At 55.7% G+C, this 18,662-nt stretch carries 18 protein-coding genes; 14 read left to right on the top strand and 4 right to left on the bottom strand.

Annotated elements, in window-relative coordinates:
• The first annotated feature begins 140 nt into the window (after positions 1-140).
• From RW023_RS00280 to RW023_RS00315, 8 genes are all read left to right on the top strand, one after another.
• The gene (locus RW023_RS00280) at positions 141-1,364 is read left to right on the top strand and encodes an arginine deiminase (RefSeq protein WP_315579341.1); all 1,224 of its coding nucleotides are present in this window, start codon (positions 141-143) and stop codon (positions 1,362-1,364) included.
• A 54-nt stretch (positions 1,365-1,418) separates the two neighbouring features.
• Positions 1,419-2,429, top strand: coding sequence for an ornithine carbamoyltransferase (argF, locus tag RW023_RS00285; RefSeq protein WP_315579342.1), 1,011 nt, complete (start codon positions 1,419-1,421; stop codon positions 2,427-2,429).
• A gap of 1 nt (position 2,430) precedes the next feature.
• Positions 2,431-3,354, top strand: a complete 924-nt coding sequence (gene arcC / locus RW023_RS00290) for a carbamate kinase (RefSeq protein ID WP_034502712.1) — start codon at positions 2,431-2,433, stop codon at positions 3,352-3,354.
• A 245-nt stretch (positions 3,355-3,599) separates the two neighbouring features.
• Positions 3,600-4,727: a serine/threonine protein kinase gene (locus tag RW023_RS00295; RefSeq protein WP_315579343.1), complete on the top strand. Its 1,128-nt coding sequence runs from the start codon at positions 3,600-3,602 to the stop codon at positions 4,725-4,727.
• A 224-nt stretch (positions 4,728-4,951) separates the two neighbouring features.
• Positions 4,952-5,965, top strand: coding sequence for a DMT family transporter (locus RW023_RS00300; RefSeq protein ID WP_315579344.1), 1,014 nt, complete (start codon positions 4,952-4,954; stop codon positions 5,963-5,965).
• Complete coding sequence (locus RW023_RS00305; RefSeq protein ID WP_399499163.1) at positions 5,965-7,353, top strand: MFS transporter; 1,389 nt, start codon at positions 5,965-5,967, stop codon at positions 7,351-7,353. Before RW023_RS00300 ends, RW023_RS00305 begins: the two co-directional genes overlap by 1 nt.
• 175 nt (positions 7,354-7,528) lie before the next feature.
• Entirely contained in the window at positions 7,529-8,131 is a 603-nt protein-coding gene (locus RW023_RS00310; RefSeq protein WP_315579345.1) for a TetR family transcriptional regulator, read from the top strand.
• Between the two features lie 223 nt (positions 8,132-8,354).
• A complete protein-coding gene (locus tag RW023_RS00315; protein WP_315579346.1) occupies positions 8,355-9,914 on the top strand; it encodes an amino acid permease in 1,560 nt (519 codons plus the stop codon).
• A gap of 85 nt (positions 9,915-9,999) precedes the next feature.
• Here RW023_RS00315 and RW023_RS00320 read toward each other — a convergent pair whose 3' ends face one another.
• The 3 genes from RW023_RS00320 to RW023_RS00330 all read right to left on the bottom strand — a co-directional run bounded on the left by RW023_RS00320 (position 10,000) and on the right by RW023_RS00330 (position 11,994).
• A complete protein-coding gene (locus RW023_RS00320; RefSeq protein WP_315579347.1) occupies positions 10,000-10,125 on the bottom strand; it encodes a hypothetical protein in 126 nt (41 codons plus the stop codon).
• Between the two features lie 435 nt (positions 10,126-10,560).
• On the bottom strand, positions 10,561-10,986 hold the full coding sequence (locus RW023_RS00325; protein WP_315579348.1) for a hypothetical protein: 426 nt from the start codon (positions 10,984-10,986) through the stop codon (positions 10,561-10,563).
• A 696-nt stretch (positions 10,987-11,682) separates the two neighbouring features.
• Positions 11,683-11,994, bottom strand: a complete 312-nt coding sequence (locus tag RW023_RS00330; RefSeq protein ID WP_315579349.1) for a hypothetical protein — start codon at positions 11,992-11,994, stop codon at positions 11,683-11,685.
• Positions 11,995-12,757: 763 nt separating this feature from the next.
• On the opposite strand from RW023_RS00330, the gene RW023_RS00335 reads away from it, so the two are divergent.
• From RW023_RS00335 to RW023_RS00350, 4 genes are all read left to right on the top strand, one after another.
• Entirely contained in the window at positions 12,758-13,039 is a 282-nt protein-coding gene (locus RW023_RS00335) for an HU family DNA-binding protein (protein WP_009409106.1), read from the top strand.
• A 270-nt stretch (positions 13,040-13,309) separates the two neighbouring features.
• Positions 13,310-14,083, top strand: a complete 774-nt coding sequence (gene nagB, locus RW023_RS00340) for a glucosamine-6-phosphate deaminase (RefSeq protein WP_315579350.1) — start codon at positions 13,310-13,312, stop codon at positions 14,081-14,083.
• Between the two features lie 62 nt (positions 14,084-14,145).
• Positions 14,146-14,481: a DUF3039 domain-containing protein gene (locus RW023_RS00345; RefSeq protein WP_315579351.1), complete on the top strand. Its 336-nt coding sequence runs from the start codon at positions 14,146-14,148 to the stop codon at positions 14,479-14,481.
• Positions 14,478-16,277, top strand: coding sequence for a DEAD/DEAH box helicase (locus RW023_RS00350; protein ID WP_315579352.1), 1,800 nt, complete (start codon positions 14,478-14,480; stop codon positions 16,275-16,277). Before RW023_RS00345 ends, RW023_RS00350 begins: the two co-directional genes overlap by 4 nt.
• 100 nt (positions 16,278-16,377) lie before the next feature.
• On the opposite strand, the gene RW023_RS00355 is transcribed toward RW023_RS00350, so the two are convergent.
• A complete protein-coding gene (locus RW023_RS00355) occupies positions 16,378-17,709 on the bottom strand; it encodes a nicotinate phosphoribosyltransferase (RefSeq protein ID WP_315579353.1) in 1,332 nt (443 codons plus the stop codon).
• Positions 17,710-17,797: 88 nt separating this feature from the next.
• Here RW023_RS00355 and RW023_RS00360 point away from each other — a divergent pair, with 88 nt between their 5' ends.
• Complete coding sequence (locus RW023_RS00360; RefSeq protein WP_315579354.1) at positions 17,798-18,088, top strand: ATP-dependent Clp protease adaptor ClpS; 291 nt, start codon at positions 17,798-17,800, stop codon at positions 18,086-18,088.
• A complete protein-coding gene (locus RW023_RS00365; protein ID WP_315579355.1) occupies positions 18,085-18,660 on the top strand; it encodes a DUF2017 family protein in 576 nt (191 codons plus the stop codon). Before RW023_RS00360 ends, RW023_RS00365 begins: the two co-directional genes overlap by 4 nt.
• Positions 18,661-18,662 lie beyond the last annotated feature (2 nt).

The following is an 18,662-nucleotide window of genomic DNA, read 5'->3' on the forward strand; positions in this document are numbered from 1 at the left end:
GCTTCTTGTCCACATAGTTATACAGTCTGAGCATTTTCACAGCTTTGAATAAGTGATTTTTCTGAAATTAAGTGGTACGTTTGTACCATCTCCAAGTGATCTAACTCATGATGCGAAGCAGCAGAAGAGGACCACAAGAAATGCAACCAAGTGTTACTTCCGAGATCGGGCGCCTCCGCCAGGTGATCATTCATCGCCCCGGACGCGAAATGCTGCGCCTGACCCCATCGAATATGGAACATCTCCTTTTCGATGACATGCTTTGGCTTGAACACGCTCAAGCCGAGCATGACGACTTCGCGAACTCCCTGCGTGTTCAGGGAACAGAGGTCCTCTACTTCCAGGACCTGCTAGCCGAAGCAATGGATATTCCTGAAGCTCGCCAGCACGTTCTGACCTCCGTCTTCACTGAAGAGAGCCACGGCGTTGCGATCGCTGAAGCGATGCGTGCCTACGGAGAGTCCCTTACGGGAGCTCAGCTGGCAGAACTCATGGTCGCAGGCCTAACCAAGGAAGAATTCGCCGAACTCAACCTCGGCCCCATCTCTTCCGTGATCTACGAGGCAATGGGCCCGACTTCCTTCGTCGTCGCACCTCTGCCGAATCACCTCTTCACTCGCGACACCTCCTGTTGGGTTTACGACGGCGTTGCAATCAACTCGATGCGCAAGGAAGCGCGTCGCCGCGAGACCATTAACTACGAAGCGATCTACAACTACCTCCCGCGTTTCCAGGACCCCTCGATCAAGAAGTGGTGCAATGGCAACGAGGCAGGCCCGGCCACTGTTGAAGGTGGAGACGTTCTGGTTATCGGAAATGGCGCTGTGTTGGTCGGCATGAGCGAACGCACCACCCCCGCCGGTGTTGAGCGCATGGCTCGCCGTCTCTTTGATAACAGCGAGGTCAAGCAGGTTATCGCCTTGGATATGGCGAAGGAACGTGCGCAGATGCACCTCGATACCGTCATGACCCAGGCTGACTTCGGAGTCTTCACCAAGTACGCAGGTATGGGAATGGTTGAATCCATGACCCTGACCTCCGACGGTGAAGGCGGTGTTAACGTCGCAGCCCACGATCCTCAGGACATGCACAAGGTCATCGCACACGCCCTCGGCTTGGACGATATCAAGGTCCTAACTCCTCCGATGGATGCACTCGCAGCAGAACGCGAACAGTGGAACGACGGTTCCAACGTCCTCGCTGGCGCCCCCGGCGTTGTCTACGCCTACGAGCGCAACATCATCACCAATGACTTCTTGACCGAAAACGGCATTACAGTGATCACTGTCCCCGGCGATGAGCTTGGCCGAGGCCGTGGGGGCCCTCGCTGTATGTCATGCCCGGTCGTGCGTGAAGCGGTCTGAGCGGCCTGCCCTCCACGCGGAAGAAACAACAAAACTCTCTGAAAGGAAACAACAATGGAGTTCCCCCTGCACGGACGTCACTTCTTGAAGGAAACCGACTTCACCGTTGAAGAGTGGCTTTACCTTCTCGATCTGGCAGCCGAACTGAAGGCCGCAAAGAAGGCCGGCCGCGAGGTTAAGTACCTCGTCGACAAGAACATCGCGTTGATCTTCGAAAAGACATCGACCCGTACCCGCTGCTCCTTCGAGGTTGCGGCATACGACCAGGGCGCGCACGTCACCTACTTGGATCCCTCCGGCTCCCAGATGGGCCACAAGGAATCCGTCGCCGACACCGCTCGCGTTCTTGGCCGCTTCTACGACGGGATTGAGTTCCGTGGCTCCAAGCAGGCACACGTTGACGAGCTCGCCGCTCTGTCGGGTGTTCCGGTGTGGAATGGTCTGACCGATGACTGGCACCCCACCCAGATGCTCGCCGACCAGCTGACCATGCTCGAGGCCTCCGGCAAGAAGCCGAACGAAATCAGCATTGCTTACGTGGGCGACGCCCGTAACAACGTCGGCAACTCCATCCTCATCTCCTGCGCCATGATCGGCATGGATGTCCGTATGGTTGCCCCCAGGGAACTCTTCAACGCTCCCGAGGTTGTTGCGGCTGCTGAAGAACTCGCAGCAAAGTCCGGTGGCAAGGTCCTCGTCACCGACAACATTGAAGAGGGTGTCAAGGGCGCTGACTTCATCTACACCGACATCTGGTTGTCGATGGGTGAGAGCAAGGAAAAGTGGGATGAGCGCATCGCACTGCTCCGTCCCTTCCAGGTCAACGCAGAGCTCATGGCAGCAACCGGAAACCCGGATGTCAAGTTCCTGCACTGCCTGCCTTCCTTCCACGACATCAACACCACCGTTGGCCAGGACATCTTCGAGAAGACCGGCATGGGCAACGGCTTGGAAGTGACCAACGACGTGTTCGAGTCTCCCGCTTCGATCGTCTTTGATCAGGCTGAGAACCGCATGCACACCATCAAGGCCGTCATGGTCGCCACCCTCGGAGAAGAAAAGTAACATGCGCATCGTAGTTGCACTGGGCGGTAACGCTCTCCTCAAGCGCGGCGAAAAGCCGGATGCTCGCAACCAGATTGAAAACGTCAACCTGGCAGCAGAGCAGCTCGCCAAGCTCGCAAAGGACCACGAACTGGTCATCACCCACGGCAATGGTCCGCAGGTTGGTGTTCTGGCACTGGAATCCGCATCAGATGCTCGCCTGTCCGAGCCCTACCCCTTCGATACGCTGGGTGCAGAAACCCAGGGCATGATCGGCTACTGGCTCCAGCAGGGTGTTAAGAATGCTCTCCCCAGCGCCAACGTCATGGCTTTGATCAACCAGACTCTGGTTCTGGCCGACGATCCCGCCTTCGCAAACCCCACCAAGTTCATTGGCGAGGTTTACTCGAAGGAAGAAGCTGAGAAGCTTGCCGCAGAGCGCGGTTGGGTTGTCAAGGCAGACGGCGAATACTTCCGCCGCGTCGTGGGTTCGCCCAAGCCGCAGCGCGTGATTGAAACTCCGCTCATCAAGGTCCTCCTTGATGCCGGCGCCACGGTGATCTGTGGCGGTGGCGGCGGCGTTCCGGTCGTCCGCAATGGTGAAGGCAAGCTCGAAGGCGTCGAGGCTGTTATCGACAAGGACCTGACGGCAGCTGTCATGGCAGACTCCCTCGAAGCGGACATGCTGATCATTCTGACTGACGTTGACGGGGCACAGCTTGACTACGGCACCCCCAACGCCCGTCGCATTGATCGCGCAACCCCGGCCGAGATGCGTGGATACGGATTCCCCGCTGGCTCAATGGGTCCGAAGGTCGAGGCCGTGTGCCGTTTCGTCGAGCTGACCGGCGGTGTCGCTGCAATCGGTCGCCTCGAGGATGCCACGAAGATCATCGCCGGTGAGGCCGGCACGATCGTGACACCCGACGGAACCTACAACGCCTGATAAGGTTCAATAGCACTTCCGCTTCCCCCTCACGCTCCACACACCTCCCGAGGGGGAAGCGGACCCAAGGGCCACAGTGCCCAAGGGAACCAAGCTTCTTCGGGGAACCGAAGAAGGGCGGGAAAACCCGCCCACTTGGAGATCGTCAACTTCGGTTGGCAACTGTTTCGAGAGCGGTTTCCTCCGCCATCCCTCAAAGAAATTTGAGGAAAAATTACTAATACACTCACAAGGGAGTGAACACAATGACGAAGATCGTCAATTCGTGGAACGATTTCGATCCGCTGAAGCATGTTATCGTTGGTCGCGCGGACTTCTCCGTAATTCCGCCCGAAGAGCCCGCCACCTCCGAAAAGGTGCCGATCGACTCCGAGATGCGCGGCATGTGGGGACCCCGTCCCACTGCCACCGTTGAGGCAGCTAACGAGCAGCTTGACAACTACGTCAAGATCCTCGAGGGCCTCGGCGTCAAGGTTGACCGCCCGACTCCTCTGCAGTGGAACCAGGAGATCAAGACTCCCGACTTCCGCACCGAGTCCGGCATGACCCAGATGCCTCCTCGTGACATCCTGCTCACGATGGGCAACGAGATCCTCTCCTCAGCAAACTCCTTCCGCTGCCGCTACTTCGAGTACCTGGCCTACTGGCCGCTCATGAACGAGTACTTCGAGGAGGACCCCGAGTTCCTCTGGACCCAGGCTCCTCGTCCTCGTCTGACCGACAAGTCCTACAAGCACAACTACTACGATGAGCGCATCACCCTCGAGGAGCGCCTCGTTCGTACCGCTAACAAGGACTTCGTGACCACTGAAGTTGAGCCCATGTGGGACGCAGCTGACGTCATGCGCGTCGGCAAGGACCTCTTCATCCAGCACGGCCTCACCACCAACCGTAAGGCCATGGAGTGGTTCAAGCGCTACTACCCCGATTTCCGCGTTCACGCTGTGAACTTCCCCGGTGATCCCTACCCGATTCACATCGACGCGACCTTCGTGCCGCTGCGTCCGGGCCTGATCATCAACAACCCCCACCGTCGTCTGCCCGAAGAGCAGCGCAAGATCTTCGAAGCCAACGATTGGCAGATCGTTGACGCCGCAGATCCGGCACACACCACCCCGCCGCCGCTGTGCTACTCCTCGGTGTGGTTGTCCATGAACTGCTTGGTCATCGACCACAAGACCGTCTGTGTTGAGGCCTCTGAGGTCCACCAGATGGAGCAGATGGACAAGCTGGGCATGAACGTCATCCCCGTTCCCTTCCGCGATGCTTACGCATTCGGCGGCGGCCTGCACTGCGCGACCGCTGACGTTTACCGTGAAGGCGGCTGCGAGGATTACTTCCCCAACCAGGTCGACGATCCCACGCTGGTCTGACGATCTAACGGCTAGGCCCCCCCGATTCCTCCATTTCTGTATCGGGGGGGCCTAACCCCTATCTGCACAAGAATTCCCCGGTGGTGAAATGTCGTGACTATCCGGGGGAGTAACGGGGACGTGGTTGCCCAATCGGGAACGCTAATCGAGCTTGTTGTTCCCCTTAGCCCGCGGACCTGGTTCTGCTCAAGCATTAACACTTCCAGGTTTTAGAAAGGACGAAGATGTCCACACAATCTAGCTACAAAATGAACGACAAGCTCGGTGTCATCGCGATCCTCATTGCTGCTACCGGTATGGCAATGGTTGGTACCTTCTCTCGCGGTGCCACCAAGGGACTGCTCCCCGAAGACAAGGCAGTTATTGGTTCGTTCCTCTCCTTTGGTCGTATGACTACCGCGATGTTTGGCTTCCTGATCATCGCGATTATCACCGGAAAGTTCCACGATCTGTGGAAGGCTAAGGTTTCCTTCTCGGTCATCATGGGCGGCGTGAGTATTGGCCTTTCGCTCGGCTTCTACATTTCGGCGACGCTAATGACCTCGATTTCAAACGCAGTCTTCTTGATCTACACCGGGCCTCTGTTCTGTACGATCATGGCTCGAATCTTCCGTAAAGAACACATCAGCCTTCTTGCAGGAACATTCCTCGCCATGGTCTTCATCGGCATGCTCTTGACGATTGGTGTCATCGATTGGGAGAACGGTCACCTGAACTTTGGTCTTGACCTTTCGGGTGCAACTGCTGAATACCCGCAGAAACCTCTTGGTGACCTCGACGGCTTCTTGTCCGGTGTCTTCTACGGTCTGGCGATGTTCTTCTACGGCTACCGTCGCGATATGGATTCCACCGTTCGTGGATTCTGGAACTTTGTCTTCGCAGCTAGCGCTGCACTCGTCATGAGCATCATTCTGCGCCCCTGGCACGGCGTCGCCTCCTTCACTGCTTCGAACTGGGGCTGGGCCGTTATCCTCTTCATCGTCTGTGGTTTGATTGCTCTTGGTGCCCTCGTTATCGCCGGTCGTAACCTTTCTGCAGTCAAGATCTCGACGATCTCCTACTGGGAATGCCCGGTTGCAATTGCTCTTGGCCTCTTCGTTTGGGGCGAAAGCATGACCGTTACGGGTGCCATCGGTGGTATGCTGATCATTATCGGCGGCATCGGACCGATCTTGTTCAGGGATAAGACCGCGGCTCCCGTAGAGGAGGGGGAGAAGCTTCAGGAGGTTGAGGCGTGATGAGTGGTCAAGCACAGTCTGATAGTGGCAGCGAACATCACACATTGCTTCACCACGAGATGGGCGCCGAAGAACACGAGAAACTCAAGACTCTCAGGCGCGCTGCGGGCGCCTCGTTCATCGGTAACTTTATTGAGTGGTTCGACTACGCCTCATACGGCTACCTGGCAGCTGTCATCGGCACCGTCTTTATCCCATCCGAGGATAAGAACATCCAGCTGATTTCAGCATTCGCAATCTTCGCAATGTCATTCATCCTGCGTCCCATTGGTGGTCTTATCTGGGGCATCTGGGGTGACAAGTATGGTCGGCGTTCGGCCCTTTCTTGGTCGATCCTCATCATGTCGGGTTCGACATTCCTGATTGCGTTCTTGCCCGGACACAAGACAATCGGTCTAGCTTCAGCCATCTGCCTTCTCATCCTCCGTATGATCCAGGGCTTCTCGGCCTCGGGGGAATACGCTGGAGCGGGAACATTCCTCGCAGAATTTGCACCACCGAAGAAGCGCGGTATGTACACTGCGCTGGTTCCCGCATCGACTGCAGTTGGTTTGCTTGCCGCGTCGTTTTTGACCGCCTGCCTGTTCCACTTCCTGTCGGATGCGCAGATCGAATCGTGGGGATGGAGAATTCCGTTCCTGCTCGCAGGTCCGCTCGGGATGATTGGCCGATACATCCGACTCCACCTAGAAGATTCGCCAACCTACATCGCAATGAAGGAAGCGATCAGCGGTGGAAAGAAACAGAGCGTACCTATGGTGAAGGTCCTTAAGGACCACACCCGTACGATTTGTGTCTCCTTCGGCGTGGCATCGTTGAATGCAGTCGCCTTCTACCTGTTGCTGAGCTACATGCCGACCTATGTTGAGCAGGAACTTGGTTTCTCGTCTGATTTAGCGACAGCACTGTCAACCGCACCGCTGGTTGTTTACATCGGCTCGATCATGGTGATGGGTCACCTGTCAGATACCCATGGGCGACGAAAGATGCTGCTGCTTGCATCAGTTGCCTTCATCGTGCTGACAGTTCCGATCTTCATGCTCATGGGAACTCGTATCGTCTGGGTTGTCCTGCTGTGTGAAATTGCTTTTGCAATCATGCTGACGATCAACGACGGCACCTTGGCGACCTTCCTCGCTGAGTCCTTCCCGACCGAGGTTCGTTACACCGGATTCGCATTGTCCTTCAACACGGCGAATGCTCTTCTCGGCGGAACGGCTCCGACAATTGCCACGGCACTAATCCAGTACACGGGTTCGTCCCTGGCGCCCGCCTACTACCTTGCGTTCATCGCCTTCATGGCGCTTACCGCCATGCTTGCGATTCCTCAGCACTCAACAAGTGCTCTTGATCGCGAGCAAGCGGAAAGCGCCCAGTCTCAGGGGTAACAGGAAAATGGAACTCGGAACCTTTGCACGGTGTTGCGACGGCAAAGGTTCCGAGTTCTTTTTCTCACCTATTTCAATCTGCGAAAGAAATAGGTGAGGGATAGTATGACCGTTGAATGCATAGCTCTGAATAAAATAGATTTTTTAAGACACTCGTACTAGAAGGGAGACCCAGATGTCTGCTGGCGCAATTTCGCACACTGCAAGTACACGAAAAGGCTTCGACAAGCGCCAGCTGATCATTGACGCTGCTGCGACCTTGCTTCGCGAGGGCGGGCCGGAAGCGGTTTCGCACCGTTCCGTCGCGCGGCTTGCCGGGTGCTCTTTGTCCGCAACAACATACTATTTTGACGGCCTTGAGGATCTTCTTCACCAGGCAGGTCTAGCCAATATGAGCCGTTGGTCTGAGCGTGCCGAGCGTGCTGCTTTTAGAGCTCGTAAGCTCAAGAGTGATGCTTCGGTAAAGGAGAGGATTGATTTGATCCTTTCTGCGACGCTTCCTGATGATGAAAATCTTAAAGGGCATTATGAGCAACTCGTCTCCGCAGGCGGAGCGGCGCTCGTGGCGAGTGCATATCAATTCGGTCGCGTTCGACTCAATATCGCGGTGACGACTGTTTTATCGGCGGTCGGGGTTGATCTTCCGGCTGAAGTTGTCATTGCGCTAGTCGATGGTGCTGCCGTTTCTGCACTTTCTGAAGGTCGTGATGTTCGTGTCACTGCTTTTGAACTTCTTGATAGTGCGCTACATAAATATTGGAAGATGGGCATAGTTTAAACGCGCAGATTAGTCTAAATCGTGAGCGTTCCTCACAAACTTTGCCTACATGTCCAATTAATGGGATCGTAAAAAGAAAGAAAAATCTGCAATCTTGCCATTTCTGCTGCAAAATTTCTGCGAATGCGCTGGGAATGAATAGTATTGGCGATGCATAGTAGTACACTTGTGCCACTAACTTGAGCCTGGGCTCAGGTCACAAAAGATTCGTAGGAGAATCATTATGTTCTGGTCGCAACCTCAAACAAAAGAAGATTCTGCAGGAACCGATGCGCAGCAATGCGGCAATTCTCGGCAGGTCGCTGAGCGTACAGACCTGAAGCGTGGACTGAGTGGTCGACACATGCAGATGATCGCCATCGGCGGTGCGATCGGAACCGGTCTCTTCGTCGCCTCGGGCGCAACGGTTTCAACGGCCGGACCGGGCGGCGCGCTCGTCGCCTACACGGCTATCGGCCTTATGGTGCTTCTCCTGATGCAGTCGCTGGGTGAAATGAGCGCGCACATGCCGGTTGTCGGTAATTTCCAAACCTTTGCCGCGCGTTTCATTAGCCCTTCCTTCGGCTTTGCGATGGGGTGGAACTACTGGTTTAACTGGGCCGTGACGGTCTCAGCTGACCTTGTTGCCTCGGGAATCGTCATGTCGTACTGGTTCCCGGATGTGCCGGGGTGGATGTGGGCAGCGGGCTTCCTTGTCCTTCTCACCATTTTGAACGCGCTCAGCGCACGGGTTTATGGCGAAGCCGAATTCTGGCTGGCGACCATTAAGGTCGTGACCATCATCGTCTTCCTGATCTCCGGTGTTGCCATGATCCTCGGCATTCTGGGCAACGGCTCGCCAGGGCTTGCGAACTGGCGCATTGACGATGCGCCCTTCCATGGCGGGTTCCTACCGATTGTCACGATCTTCATGATCGCCGGATTCTCATTCCAAGGAACCGAGCTTGTTGGCGTTACTGCAGCCGAATCGGACAATCCTCACCGCGATGTACCTCGCGCGATTAAGTCGGTCTTCTGGCGCATCATGTTCTTCTACATTGGTGCTATCGCCATCATCGGTACACTAATTCCGTTCACTGACCCGAATCTGTTGCGTAGCAGTGAATCAGATGTCGCATACTCGCCCTTCACCTTGGTCTTTGATCGTTTGGGCATTGCAGCCGCCGCCGCCGTGATGAACGCGGTTATTTTGACATCTATTCTTTCGGCGGGTAACTCGGGGCTCTATGCTTCTTCGCGAATGCTGCACTCTATGGCTCTCATTGGCCAGGCACCCCGCGTTTTCTGTCACGTGACGAAGAGGGGAGTCCCGCTCAATGCGATGCTCGCTACTGCCGCTGTTTCGGCTCTCGGCTTCTGTACGGCGCTGGTTGGTGAGGGAAGGGCATACACCTGGTTGGTGAGTATTGTTGGCGTCTCGGGAATCTTTATGTGGCTTGGTATCGCGGCCTGCCACATTCGCTTCCGTCGCGCCTACCTGCTTCAGGGGTACAAGCTCGAGGACCTGCCGTATCGTGCGCCTTTCTTCCCCTTCGGACCGATTTTGGCTTTCGGTATGTGTCTAGTTGTTTTGCTTGGTCAGAACTATGAGGCGATCTTCCTTGGCCAGATGTGGGAGATCATCTCGGCATACATTGGTGTCCCACTCTTCTTGGGAGTCTGGCTGGGATACCACCTCATTAAGAAGGACCGCATGACGCCTCTTGCTGAACTCGATGTTCGCGGAATAACTCGCGAGCAGATCGAAGAGGATATCGAGCGAACCAAACACTACGACGACTGATTCGATACAAACGAGCGCCGAGGTCTGAAATCCATGTGGGGTTTCGAGGCCTCGGCGCTTGCGTTTATTCAGTTTTCCGTGCCCGCTAGCTTCGCCGCGTGAATTGATTGCCGAGGCCGGGGTTGCGTGGGCGGTTGTCAGCATCCTGCTCGGCTTCCCACTGGCCTCGTGAATCACGAACCTGATTCGACTTCTCACCCAAAATGCTCACAGTATCGGTGAGCTTCTTAATGGTTAGCTCGTCGAGCTCACCTGCGATGGGGCTAGAGCGGCGTTGAGCTTGTTGGTGTAGGTCTTAGCCTGATCGAGGACCTGCTTCGCTGACTCGATCACAGGCGCGACAGTCGAATGCGTGCTAAAGGCATGAGCTCCGCTTGCCGCAATCGCGATGACGACCACCCCGGAGAGTGCAAGGATTCCGTGTTTTCGGTTGGGCGAGGCCGTTGCCTGCTTTTCGGGTGAGGGGTGGGAATGGGATCTGTTGAATCAAGATCGGCGGAAGAAGTTGAGTGTATGGGAGGATATCTTTAAAGCCGACTACTGCATGTGTTGGGATATTTTCAATGTATGCCCAGCCGTTTTTAATGTGTGGAACTTGTTGTGTGTTTTCTTCCCCTTTTGGAGCTCGTGGATTGAGTCGCCCGTTCTATTTTCGATGTCGTGGTTTCGCCTGATTCTGAGTTGTTCGTCGTCCGGGAATGACTTTATCGAGAATCCAGATGATGGCACTTTGGACGAAAGAAACCTCTGTCACGATGTAGGCAATGGTTGCAAGCGTGGGGAGAAAGAAAAATGCGATAGCGACATTGGCTACGCGAAAGGTGCACTCTGACGCGCAAAACAAGAGTGCTTTCGCGTGCATCAACGAATAGATGCTCAGTGCGGTGTAGGGGAGGAGTCCCCATTTATTGACAAGGTTCTGTTTCTTTTGATTGGAATAGTCTGTTTCTTTGAGGATCCACCAAATCAAGCGCTTGAATGCTGCAATGCTCAGAAAACCAATGAAAATCACCACGAGTGCGATGCTGGAATCGCGGGATAGGGATGGCGGCAAGAGAGCGGACGAATTCATGATTCAAGCATAATTCGCTATCGCAGTGTGGGGTTTTCCTAGTTCTCGTCTTGGGGTGGGAGTGTTTGGCCTGGCGGTAGGTGTTTTTTGGCGTTGTCGAGCAGATTGGGGTCGGGGGTGAAGCAGAAAATGATGGTTTCTGGCGAGTTGCCCCAGCGTGAAAGAGTGATGCCGATGAGTTCGAAGGTCCCGGTGCCAGGTATTGTGACAGGCTCTCCTTCCACAAGGTCTCCTCCGTATGAGGGCAAGTCCACATCCTCGGGCCAACCGCCTCCGATGTTTGCCTTCATCTGTCCATTTTCAATTCGTGCTTCGTTGAATATGAAGCTGGGAAATTGGCTTCCTCGGACTGGACGGAAAATGGTATTGGAATGTACTGCTGCGGTTCGACAGGGTTGCGACATGGGTTCCTTCACTTCGTAATGCTGTGTGCATCCGCCAAGTAATAGTGGAATTGTGAGAGTGCTGCTCAGAAGCAGGGCTGTTGGGTGTCTCTTGACCATTACGGAATTTCTCCGATCGTGATGTAACCAAAGTACTTCTCAAATTCACTCCACGGCATCGAGAACTCACCTTGCAAAATCGGCCTTTGACCATCTGCTTCATTCACTGCAATGTGAACATGGCAAGCTCAAGATAGCGATGTCTGTGAGGGGATGATGTTCTCCTGACTCAGAAGTGAAAGAAGATAGTTTTCTAGAGGTAGGTGCTTTTGTCTTTTTCGAAGGCCTCAGTACTTGTTTCTTCGTGATGAATGAATTGATCTCGTGTCGTGTAGATAGCATGTGGGGTCTCGTTGAGCCAAACGCTAAGGATGTCACGTCGCGTTGTGAAATCAACATTGAAACCTCTGTAGGCGCTAAGCACGTCGGCAGATCCGAAGTTGATGTTCTCACTGGGGATGGCGATTTCCTGAAGCTGACTAAAGTAATCACCGAGGCGTCTGGCGAGTTGTGTCATTTCAGCAACGTCGCATGCAATGGTGGTGGGTGTTGACTGGTACGGCATGGGTTTTCCTAGTGGTCATCTTGGGGTGGGAGTGTTTGGCCTGGCGGTAGGCGTTTTTTGGCATTGTCGAGCAGATTGGGGTCGGGGTTAAAGCAGAAAATGATGGTTTCTGGTGAGTTGCCCCAGCGTGAAAAAGTGATGCCAATGAGCTCGAAGGTCCCGGTGCCAGGTATTGTGACAGGCTCTCCTTCAATGAGGTCACCGTAATAACCAGGCAGTGGAGGATCGTATGCCCATCCGCCCTCTAGAGTTGTTTTCATTCTGCCGTTTTCAATCCAAGCTCCTGAAAAGACAAAACTCGGATCGATGCTTCCTTGGACTGGGTAGAAGACGACGTTGGAATGTACTGCTGCGGTTCGACAGGGTTGTGACATGGGTTCCTTCACTTCGTAATGCTGTGTGCATCCGCCAAGTAATAGTGGAATTGTGAGAGTGCTGCTCAGAAGCAGGGCTGTTGGGTGTCTCTTGACCATTACGAAATTTCCCCAATCGGTCTTCGTCGACTAGTTCATACACTACCTATTTAGGCGCCGCTTCGAAGAGACTTTTTATAAATCGTCATCGAAGTGCGACCAAGGCGTAACCGACCTGCAAGAAGAGTGATTCTGTGTTGCTCGACACAAAAAGCGCCCAAAAAACTCCAAAAAATTAAGACACGCCCCGAAAAGTCGCGGAAAAGCTGACAAAACTGGGATTCATTCCTTAATCTGTTCCCTGAAGCCACCAAAGTGGCATCCATAACCGACAAGAATGAGGTTTTTCAATGTCCGTCAACCGCACCGAACTTGTTGCCAAGATCGCCGAGCGCGCCAACATCTCGAAGGTCCACGCTGACGCCGCACTTGCTGCGTTCCAGGATGTCCTCGTTGAGTCCCTGTCCAAGGGTGAGACCGTCAAGGTGACCGGCCTGCTCTCCGTCGAGCGCGTCGAGCGTGCAGCACGCACCGGCCGTAACCCCCGTACCGGCGAAGAAATCAAGATCCCCGCAGGCTTCGGCGTCAAGCTCTCCGCTGGCTCCACCCTGAAGAAGGCTGTCGCCAAGTGAACTCAGCCTTGCGCTGAAAAACACTGAAACTTCGATGCGTTTTGTGCATCGATATTTTCACTCTCGTGTGTGCCCCGGTCCCCGACCGGGGCACACACGCGTCTCGACGTCGGGAGCTGAAATAGCTCGCTTGGCAACAGAGCTGGGTGTAAGCTGAGGGCGCACAAACTGTACACACAGGCGTGTTCCTTGCGTGGCCTCGAAACCCCATACTCTTACGGTCACAGCTCTGCCCGCGCCTTGCGATCCCAACATCAATGAGGAGTTCCAATGCGGATTGCCATCTTGCCCACGCCCGAAGATATTGCTGTCGTCGCAGCCGATCGCATTCAAAGTCTTCTGGAGCGCAAGCCTTCTGCAGTACTTGGTCTTGCGACGGGCTCGACTCCGCTGCCCCTGTACGATGAACTGACCAAGCGTTATGAGGCCGGGGAAATTTCTTTCGCGAACACTCAGTCTTTCAACCTTGACGAATACGTTGGCCTGCCCGAAGACCATCCCGAAGGCTACGCGAACTTCATTCACCGTTTCCTTGTTGACCGCGTAGATTTCCCCAAGGGTGCCGCGCATGGTCCCAATGTGTGGACCGGTGACAATGACCAGGCCGCGGCTGACTACGACAAGGCAATTCGCGACGCTGGCGGCATTGACCTCCAGATTCTCGGAATCGGTGCAGACGGACATATCGGCTTCAACGAGCCAGGTGGGTCCTTCGCCTCGCGTACTCACGTCGATGTTCTTACCGAACAGACTCGCCGCGATAACGCTCGTTTCTTCGACGGAGACATCACCAAGGTTCCGACCCACTGCATCACCCAGGGGCTGGGAACCATCATGGAGTCCGGAGAAGCCCTGCTGATTGCAACCGGTGCGGGAAAGGCCGAGGCCGTCCGTCAGCTGGTTGAGGGTGCGATTTCCGCCCGTTGGCCCGCCACCATTTTGCAGATGCACCCCAACGCGGTCGTCCTTCTGGACGAAGACGCAGCAGCCGGCTTGGAACTTGCGGATTTCTACCGCGAGGTGTGGGCTAAGCATCAAGCGTAATTCCCGTGTTCGCGGCCGTTTCTGATCAACATCGGAAGCGGCCGCGTCCTACAATAGGGGACATGTCTTTTCTTGATGAACCCCAGGAACCTTCCGCGCCTCAAGGCCCGCAAACCCAGTCGTCGACAGGCTTGCTTGAGCGCACCGAGGTTGAACAAGAGAAGAGCCCCGGAGATGGCGATCGCTTCGCGCACTTTGTCCGCCGTGATAAGGCCGACTCCTCAATGATTACCGGCCAGCCAGTCGTTGCCCTGTGCGGAAAAGTCTGGATCCCCACTCGAGATGCCTCGAAATACCCCGTCTGCCCGACCTGCAAGGAATTGCGTGATTCCATGGGTAAGAACGGTAGGAATTGGCCATTTTCTGATGGGAACGGCCAGGGGGGTTCCGCGGAGTGAGTCCCACTGCGCAGGGGCCATCGCACGCATCTTCTTCCGCAGCCACTTCTCTTCCTCCTGCCTTCCCACGCCGAGCCCCCTGGGGAACAGCTGGGAGTCTGCGCGCGTGGCAGGCTGCGGCCCTAGAACAATATATGGCGGCTTCGCCACAAGACTTTCTTGCTGTTGCAACGCCCGGGGCTGGCAAAACGACCTTCGCTTTGCGCATTGCGGTCGAGCTGATGGGCGCCGGAATCGTTGAGAAAGTGACGGTCGTTTGCCCGACCGAACACCTCAAAAGTCAGTGGGCCGAGGCAGCTGGGCGTGTTGGGATCCACATTGATCCCGCGTTCTCAAACTCTCAAGGCATGGCGGGTTCGCACTTTGATGGGGTTGCTGTCACCTACGCGCAGGTTGCCTCTAATCCCATGGTTCATGCCGCGCGCACGCGCCTCCACCGCACCTTGGTAATCCTTGATGAGATTCACCACGCGGGTGATGCGCTTTCGTGGGGCGATGGCGTTCGGGAAGCCTTTGACGAGGCCACGCGTCGCCTTGCCCTCACCGGTACCCCTTTCCGCTCCGACACTTCTGCCATTCCTTTCGTGCGCTACGAAGAAGACGAGGAGGGGATCAAGCGCTCTAAAGCCGACTTCACCTACGGCTATGGCGATGCCCTGCGTGACTTCGTTGTGCGTCCGGTGCTCTTCATGTCCTATTCGGGGCAGATGTCGTGGCGAACGAACGCGGGTGATATTTACACCGCGCGACTGGGTGAGCCCCTCACGAAAGACCTGATGAAACAAGCATGGCGAACTGCACTCGATCCGAAGGGGGAGTGGATCAGTGCAGTGCTGCAAGCTGCCGATCAGCGCTTGGAGGAAGTGCGACGGCAGGTTCCCGACGCTGGTGGCTTGGTGATTGCGGCTGATCAGGATAAAGCCCGTGCATACGCGCGCCAACTACGAGCAATTACGGGGCAACGTCCAACCGTTGTCCTCTCCGACGATGCTGACGCCTCTGAGCGCATCGACGAATTCCGTCAATCGACCGATAAATGGATGGTCGCTGTGCGCATGGTCTCCGAAGGCGTGGACGTTCCGCGCCTGAGCGTTGGGGTCTACGCAACCAATGCCTCGACTTCTCTTTTCTTTGCGCAGGCAGTTGGGCGTTTTGTGCGCGCCAGGCGCCGAGGCGAAACCGCGACGGTGTTCATTCCTTCCGTTCTTCCCTTGCTGAATTTAGCCGGGGAGATGGAAGTTCAGCGCGATCATGCACTCAACCGGCCTCCCTCGAAAGAGGGGGACATGTGGAACCCCGAAGATGCCATGGTTGCTCAGGCGAATAAGAGTGAGAGCGCCTCGAGCGACCTTCTCAACCAATTTGAGGCCCTGGGTGCGGACGCACAATTTGATTCCGTCCTCTTTGACGGCGCGGCTTGGGGAACCGAGGCCGATGTGGGGTCGGTTGAAGAGCAAGAATACTTGGGAATTCCCGGCCTCCTAGAACCCGAACAAGTGACCACTCTGCTTCGAGCGCGCCAAGAAGAACAGCTGGCGACTCAGCGACGTAAAGCGAGTGCGCGGCGGGCACGTGAAGAAAATGCCAATATCCCGGCACACCGACTGCGAGCAGCTAAGCGCAAGGAGCTTTCTCGCTTGGTGTCCTCATGGTCTAGGCGTTCGGGACAACCTCACGCAAGTATTCACGCAGAACTGCGACGTAGAGCTGGCGGACCAGAAGTTGCCCAAGCGACAACGGAGCAGATCGATGCCCGTATTGCTCTATTGCGTGAGTGGTTTGTCGGCCGCGGGTAGGAATCTATCCGAGGTTGGTTAACTGATAGACGATATACGGCTGTGGGGGCTGCGGTGAAAGGAATCACCGCAGCCCCCACAGCCGTTAATAGCGTTGCGCTCAGATGTAGCGCGTTGGAATTGCAGGTTCGCCTTCGGAGAGGCGCCATGCTTGGTAAGGAAGCTCATTACGCGAGCGCAGGTGATGTGCCTGGGCCTCGGACAGTGCCTGAGAGCTCCACGCTTCGCTTTGGATTTCTCCATCGACAATCAGTGGAACTTGGAGGGGGCGGGCGCCATTTTCTTCGAAGAAAGCAGCAGCCTCTTCAGCGCTTCCGGTGAACAAGATTTCTTCGCTGGCGTAGCCATCCTCGTCGTAAAGGCGACCCGCATACTTCTTTCCGGCAACGGTGTTCTTCGAAGCAGACTTCTTCGCAACACCCACCATATTTCCGTCATTGTCCTCGCGGGATACGAGCTTGTATACCAGGGCTGCGGTGGGGACCCCGGAACCGGTAATCAGACGCGTGCCAACACCGTAAGAATCGACGGGAGCAGCTCCCAAAGCTGCAATGGCGTACTCGTCAAGATCGGAAGTTACGGTGATCTTCGTGGAGGTCGCACCGAGCGCATCCAGTTGTCCGCGCACCGTAAATGCCTGAGCAACGAGGTCGCCGCTATCCAAACGCACAGCGCCCAGCTCTCCGCCTGCAGCACGCGCGGCCTCGACGGCGGTCTTGACGCCCTCGGTGACGTTGTAGGTATCAACCAGAAGAGTTGTATTCGGTCCAAGGGAGGCGATCTGAGCGTCGAATGCTTGGCGTTCGCTGTCGTGAAGCAGGGTGAATGCGTGGGCGGCAGTACCGATCACCGGGATGCCGTAGCGCTTGCCGGCCTCGAGATCTGAAGTGCCTGCAAAACCGCCGATAACGGAGGCGCGTGCTGCAGAGACAGCTGCGCGCTCGTGGCCTCGGCGTGCACCCATGTCCAAGCAGGGACGTCCGTGCGCGGCAATTGTCATACGTGAAGCAGCGGAGGCGACTGCGCAATCGTAGTTGTAGATCGACAGAAGAAGGGTTTCCAGAAGGGTACACTCGGCGAAGGTGCCTTCAACGGTGAGCAGGGGAGAGCCCGGGAAATAGCACTCTCCTTCGGCATAGCCTGAAATATTCCCGCGGAAACGGAAGGTCGACAAATACTCCAGAGCTGTATCAGAGACAACCTTCTTTTCGGCCAACCACTGGATTTGCTCAGGGGAAAACTCAAAGCGCTCCATGGCCTCGAGAACGCGACCGGTCCCCGCGACGACACCGAATCGGCGGGTAGCGGGAAGACGTCGACCAAAGAGCTCGAAGACGCAATGTCGGTTGGCAGTTCCCGACTTCATGGCGGCGTCGAGCATGGTCAATTCGTACATATCCGTCAGAAGCGACGTTTCAAACGATGCTGGCATATCTCAAATTTAATCGCTAATGGTGGAAAAATGTGCAAGAAATTCCAAAAGTGCAGACAGGAAGGCATTTCCTGCGTAGGCTTAAGACATGTCGGGCGTTCCTATGACCGCGAAAAATCCCAGTGTCGGGACCGTAAAAGCGTCGGTACCGAGATGGAACCTCATTGTCTGGGATGACCCGATTAACTCATTGGACTACATCGCCGAAGTCCTTCACCGGCACTTCGGTTACCCGCGTCCTACGTGCGAAGCACTGACTTTGCAGGTGCACAGTGATGGACAGGCCATCATCGCCACTGGGCTACGTGAACGCGTCGAAGCAGACCTACAAACACTTCACGATTACGGAGTGCAATCAACATTGGAGCGTGTCACGTGATCGGCCCTTTTACCGTCTCACGACGGGGGATTAGCGCAGCGATCGGAAGGGACTACAACCTTCTGATCCAGCAGCTGATCCACGAAATACTCGTGGTCTTAGACGACCCGGGGGACTTCCCCATGTTCTTATCCGCTGCAACAGGACTCGAAAGCGAACGTGCGGCAGCGATTGATCCTGCTCTGGATTTCCTTCTTCCCCCCATGAGCACAGATCCCCAGGAGGCGGCACGCTTGCGTGCACTGACCGAAGACACCCTGCGTTCACAAAAATCTGAGCGTCTGCGCACCGTGTGTAATCAACTCAACGATGTTTTGGTTGACGGAACAAACTACCTTGTTCTGGACGAAGAATCGACCTGGAATTGGCTGGGTGCTCTGACCGATATGCGCCTTGCTTTGGCCGGAGAACTTGGTATTCACGACGATTCAGACCTGATCCGGATTGAGGAAATCGCTCAGGAAAAACCCGAAGGGACACGCGAGCAAAGCGCTGCCGCGATCTACCTACTGATCACATGGTGGCAAGAGTCACTGCTCAAATCTGTGCATCTCCAGGGTGAAGCGAGTTAGTT

It is taken from the genome of uncultured Actinomyces sp. (genome assembly GCF_963542285.1).
Lineage (GTDB): Bacteria > Actinomycetota > Actinomycetes > Actinomycetales > Actinomycetaceae > Pauljensenia.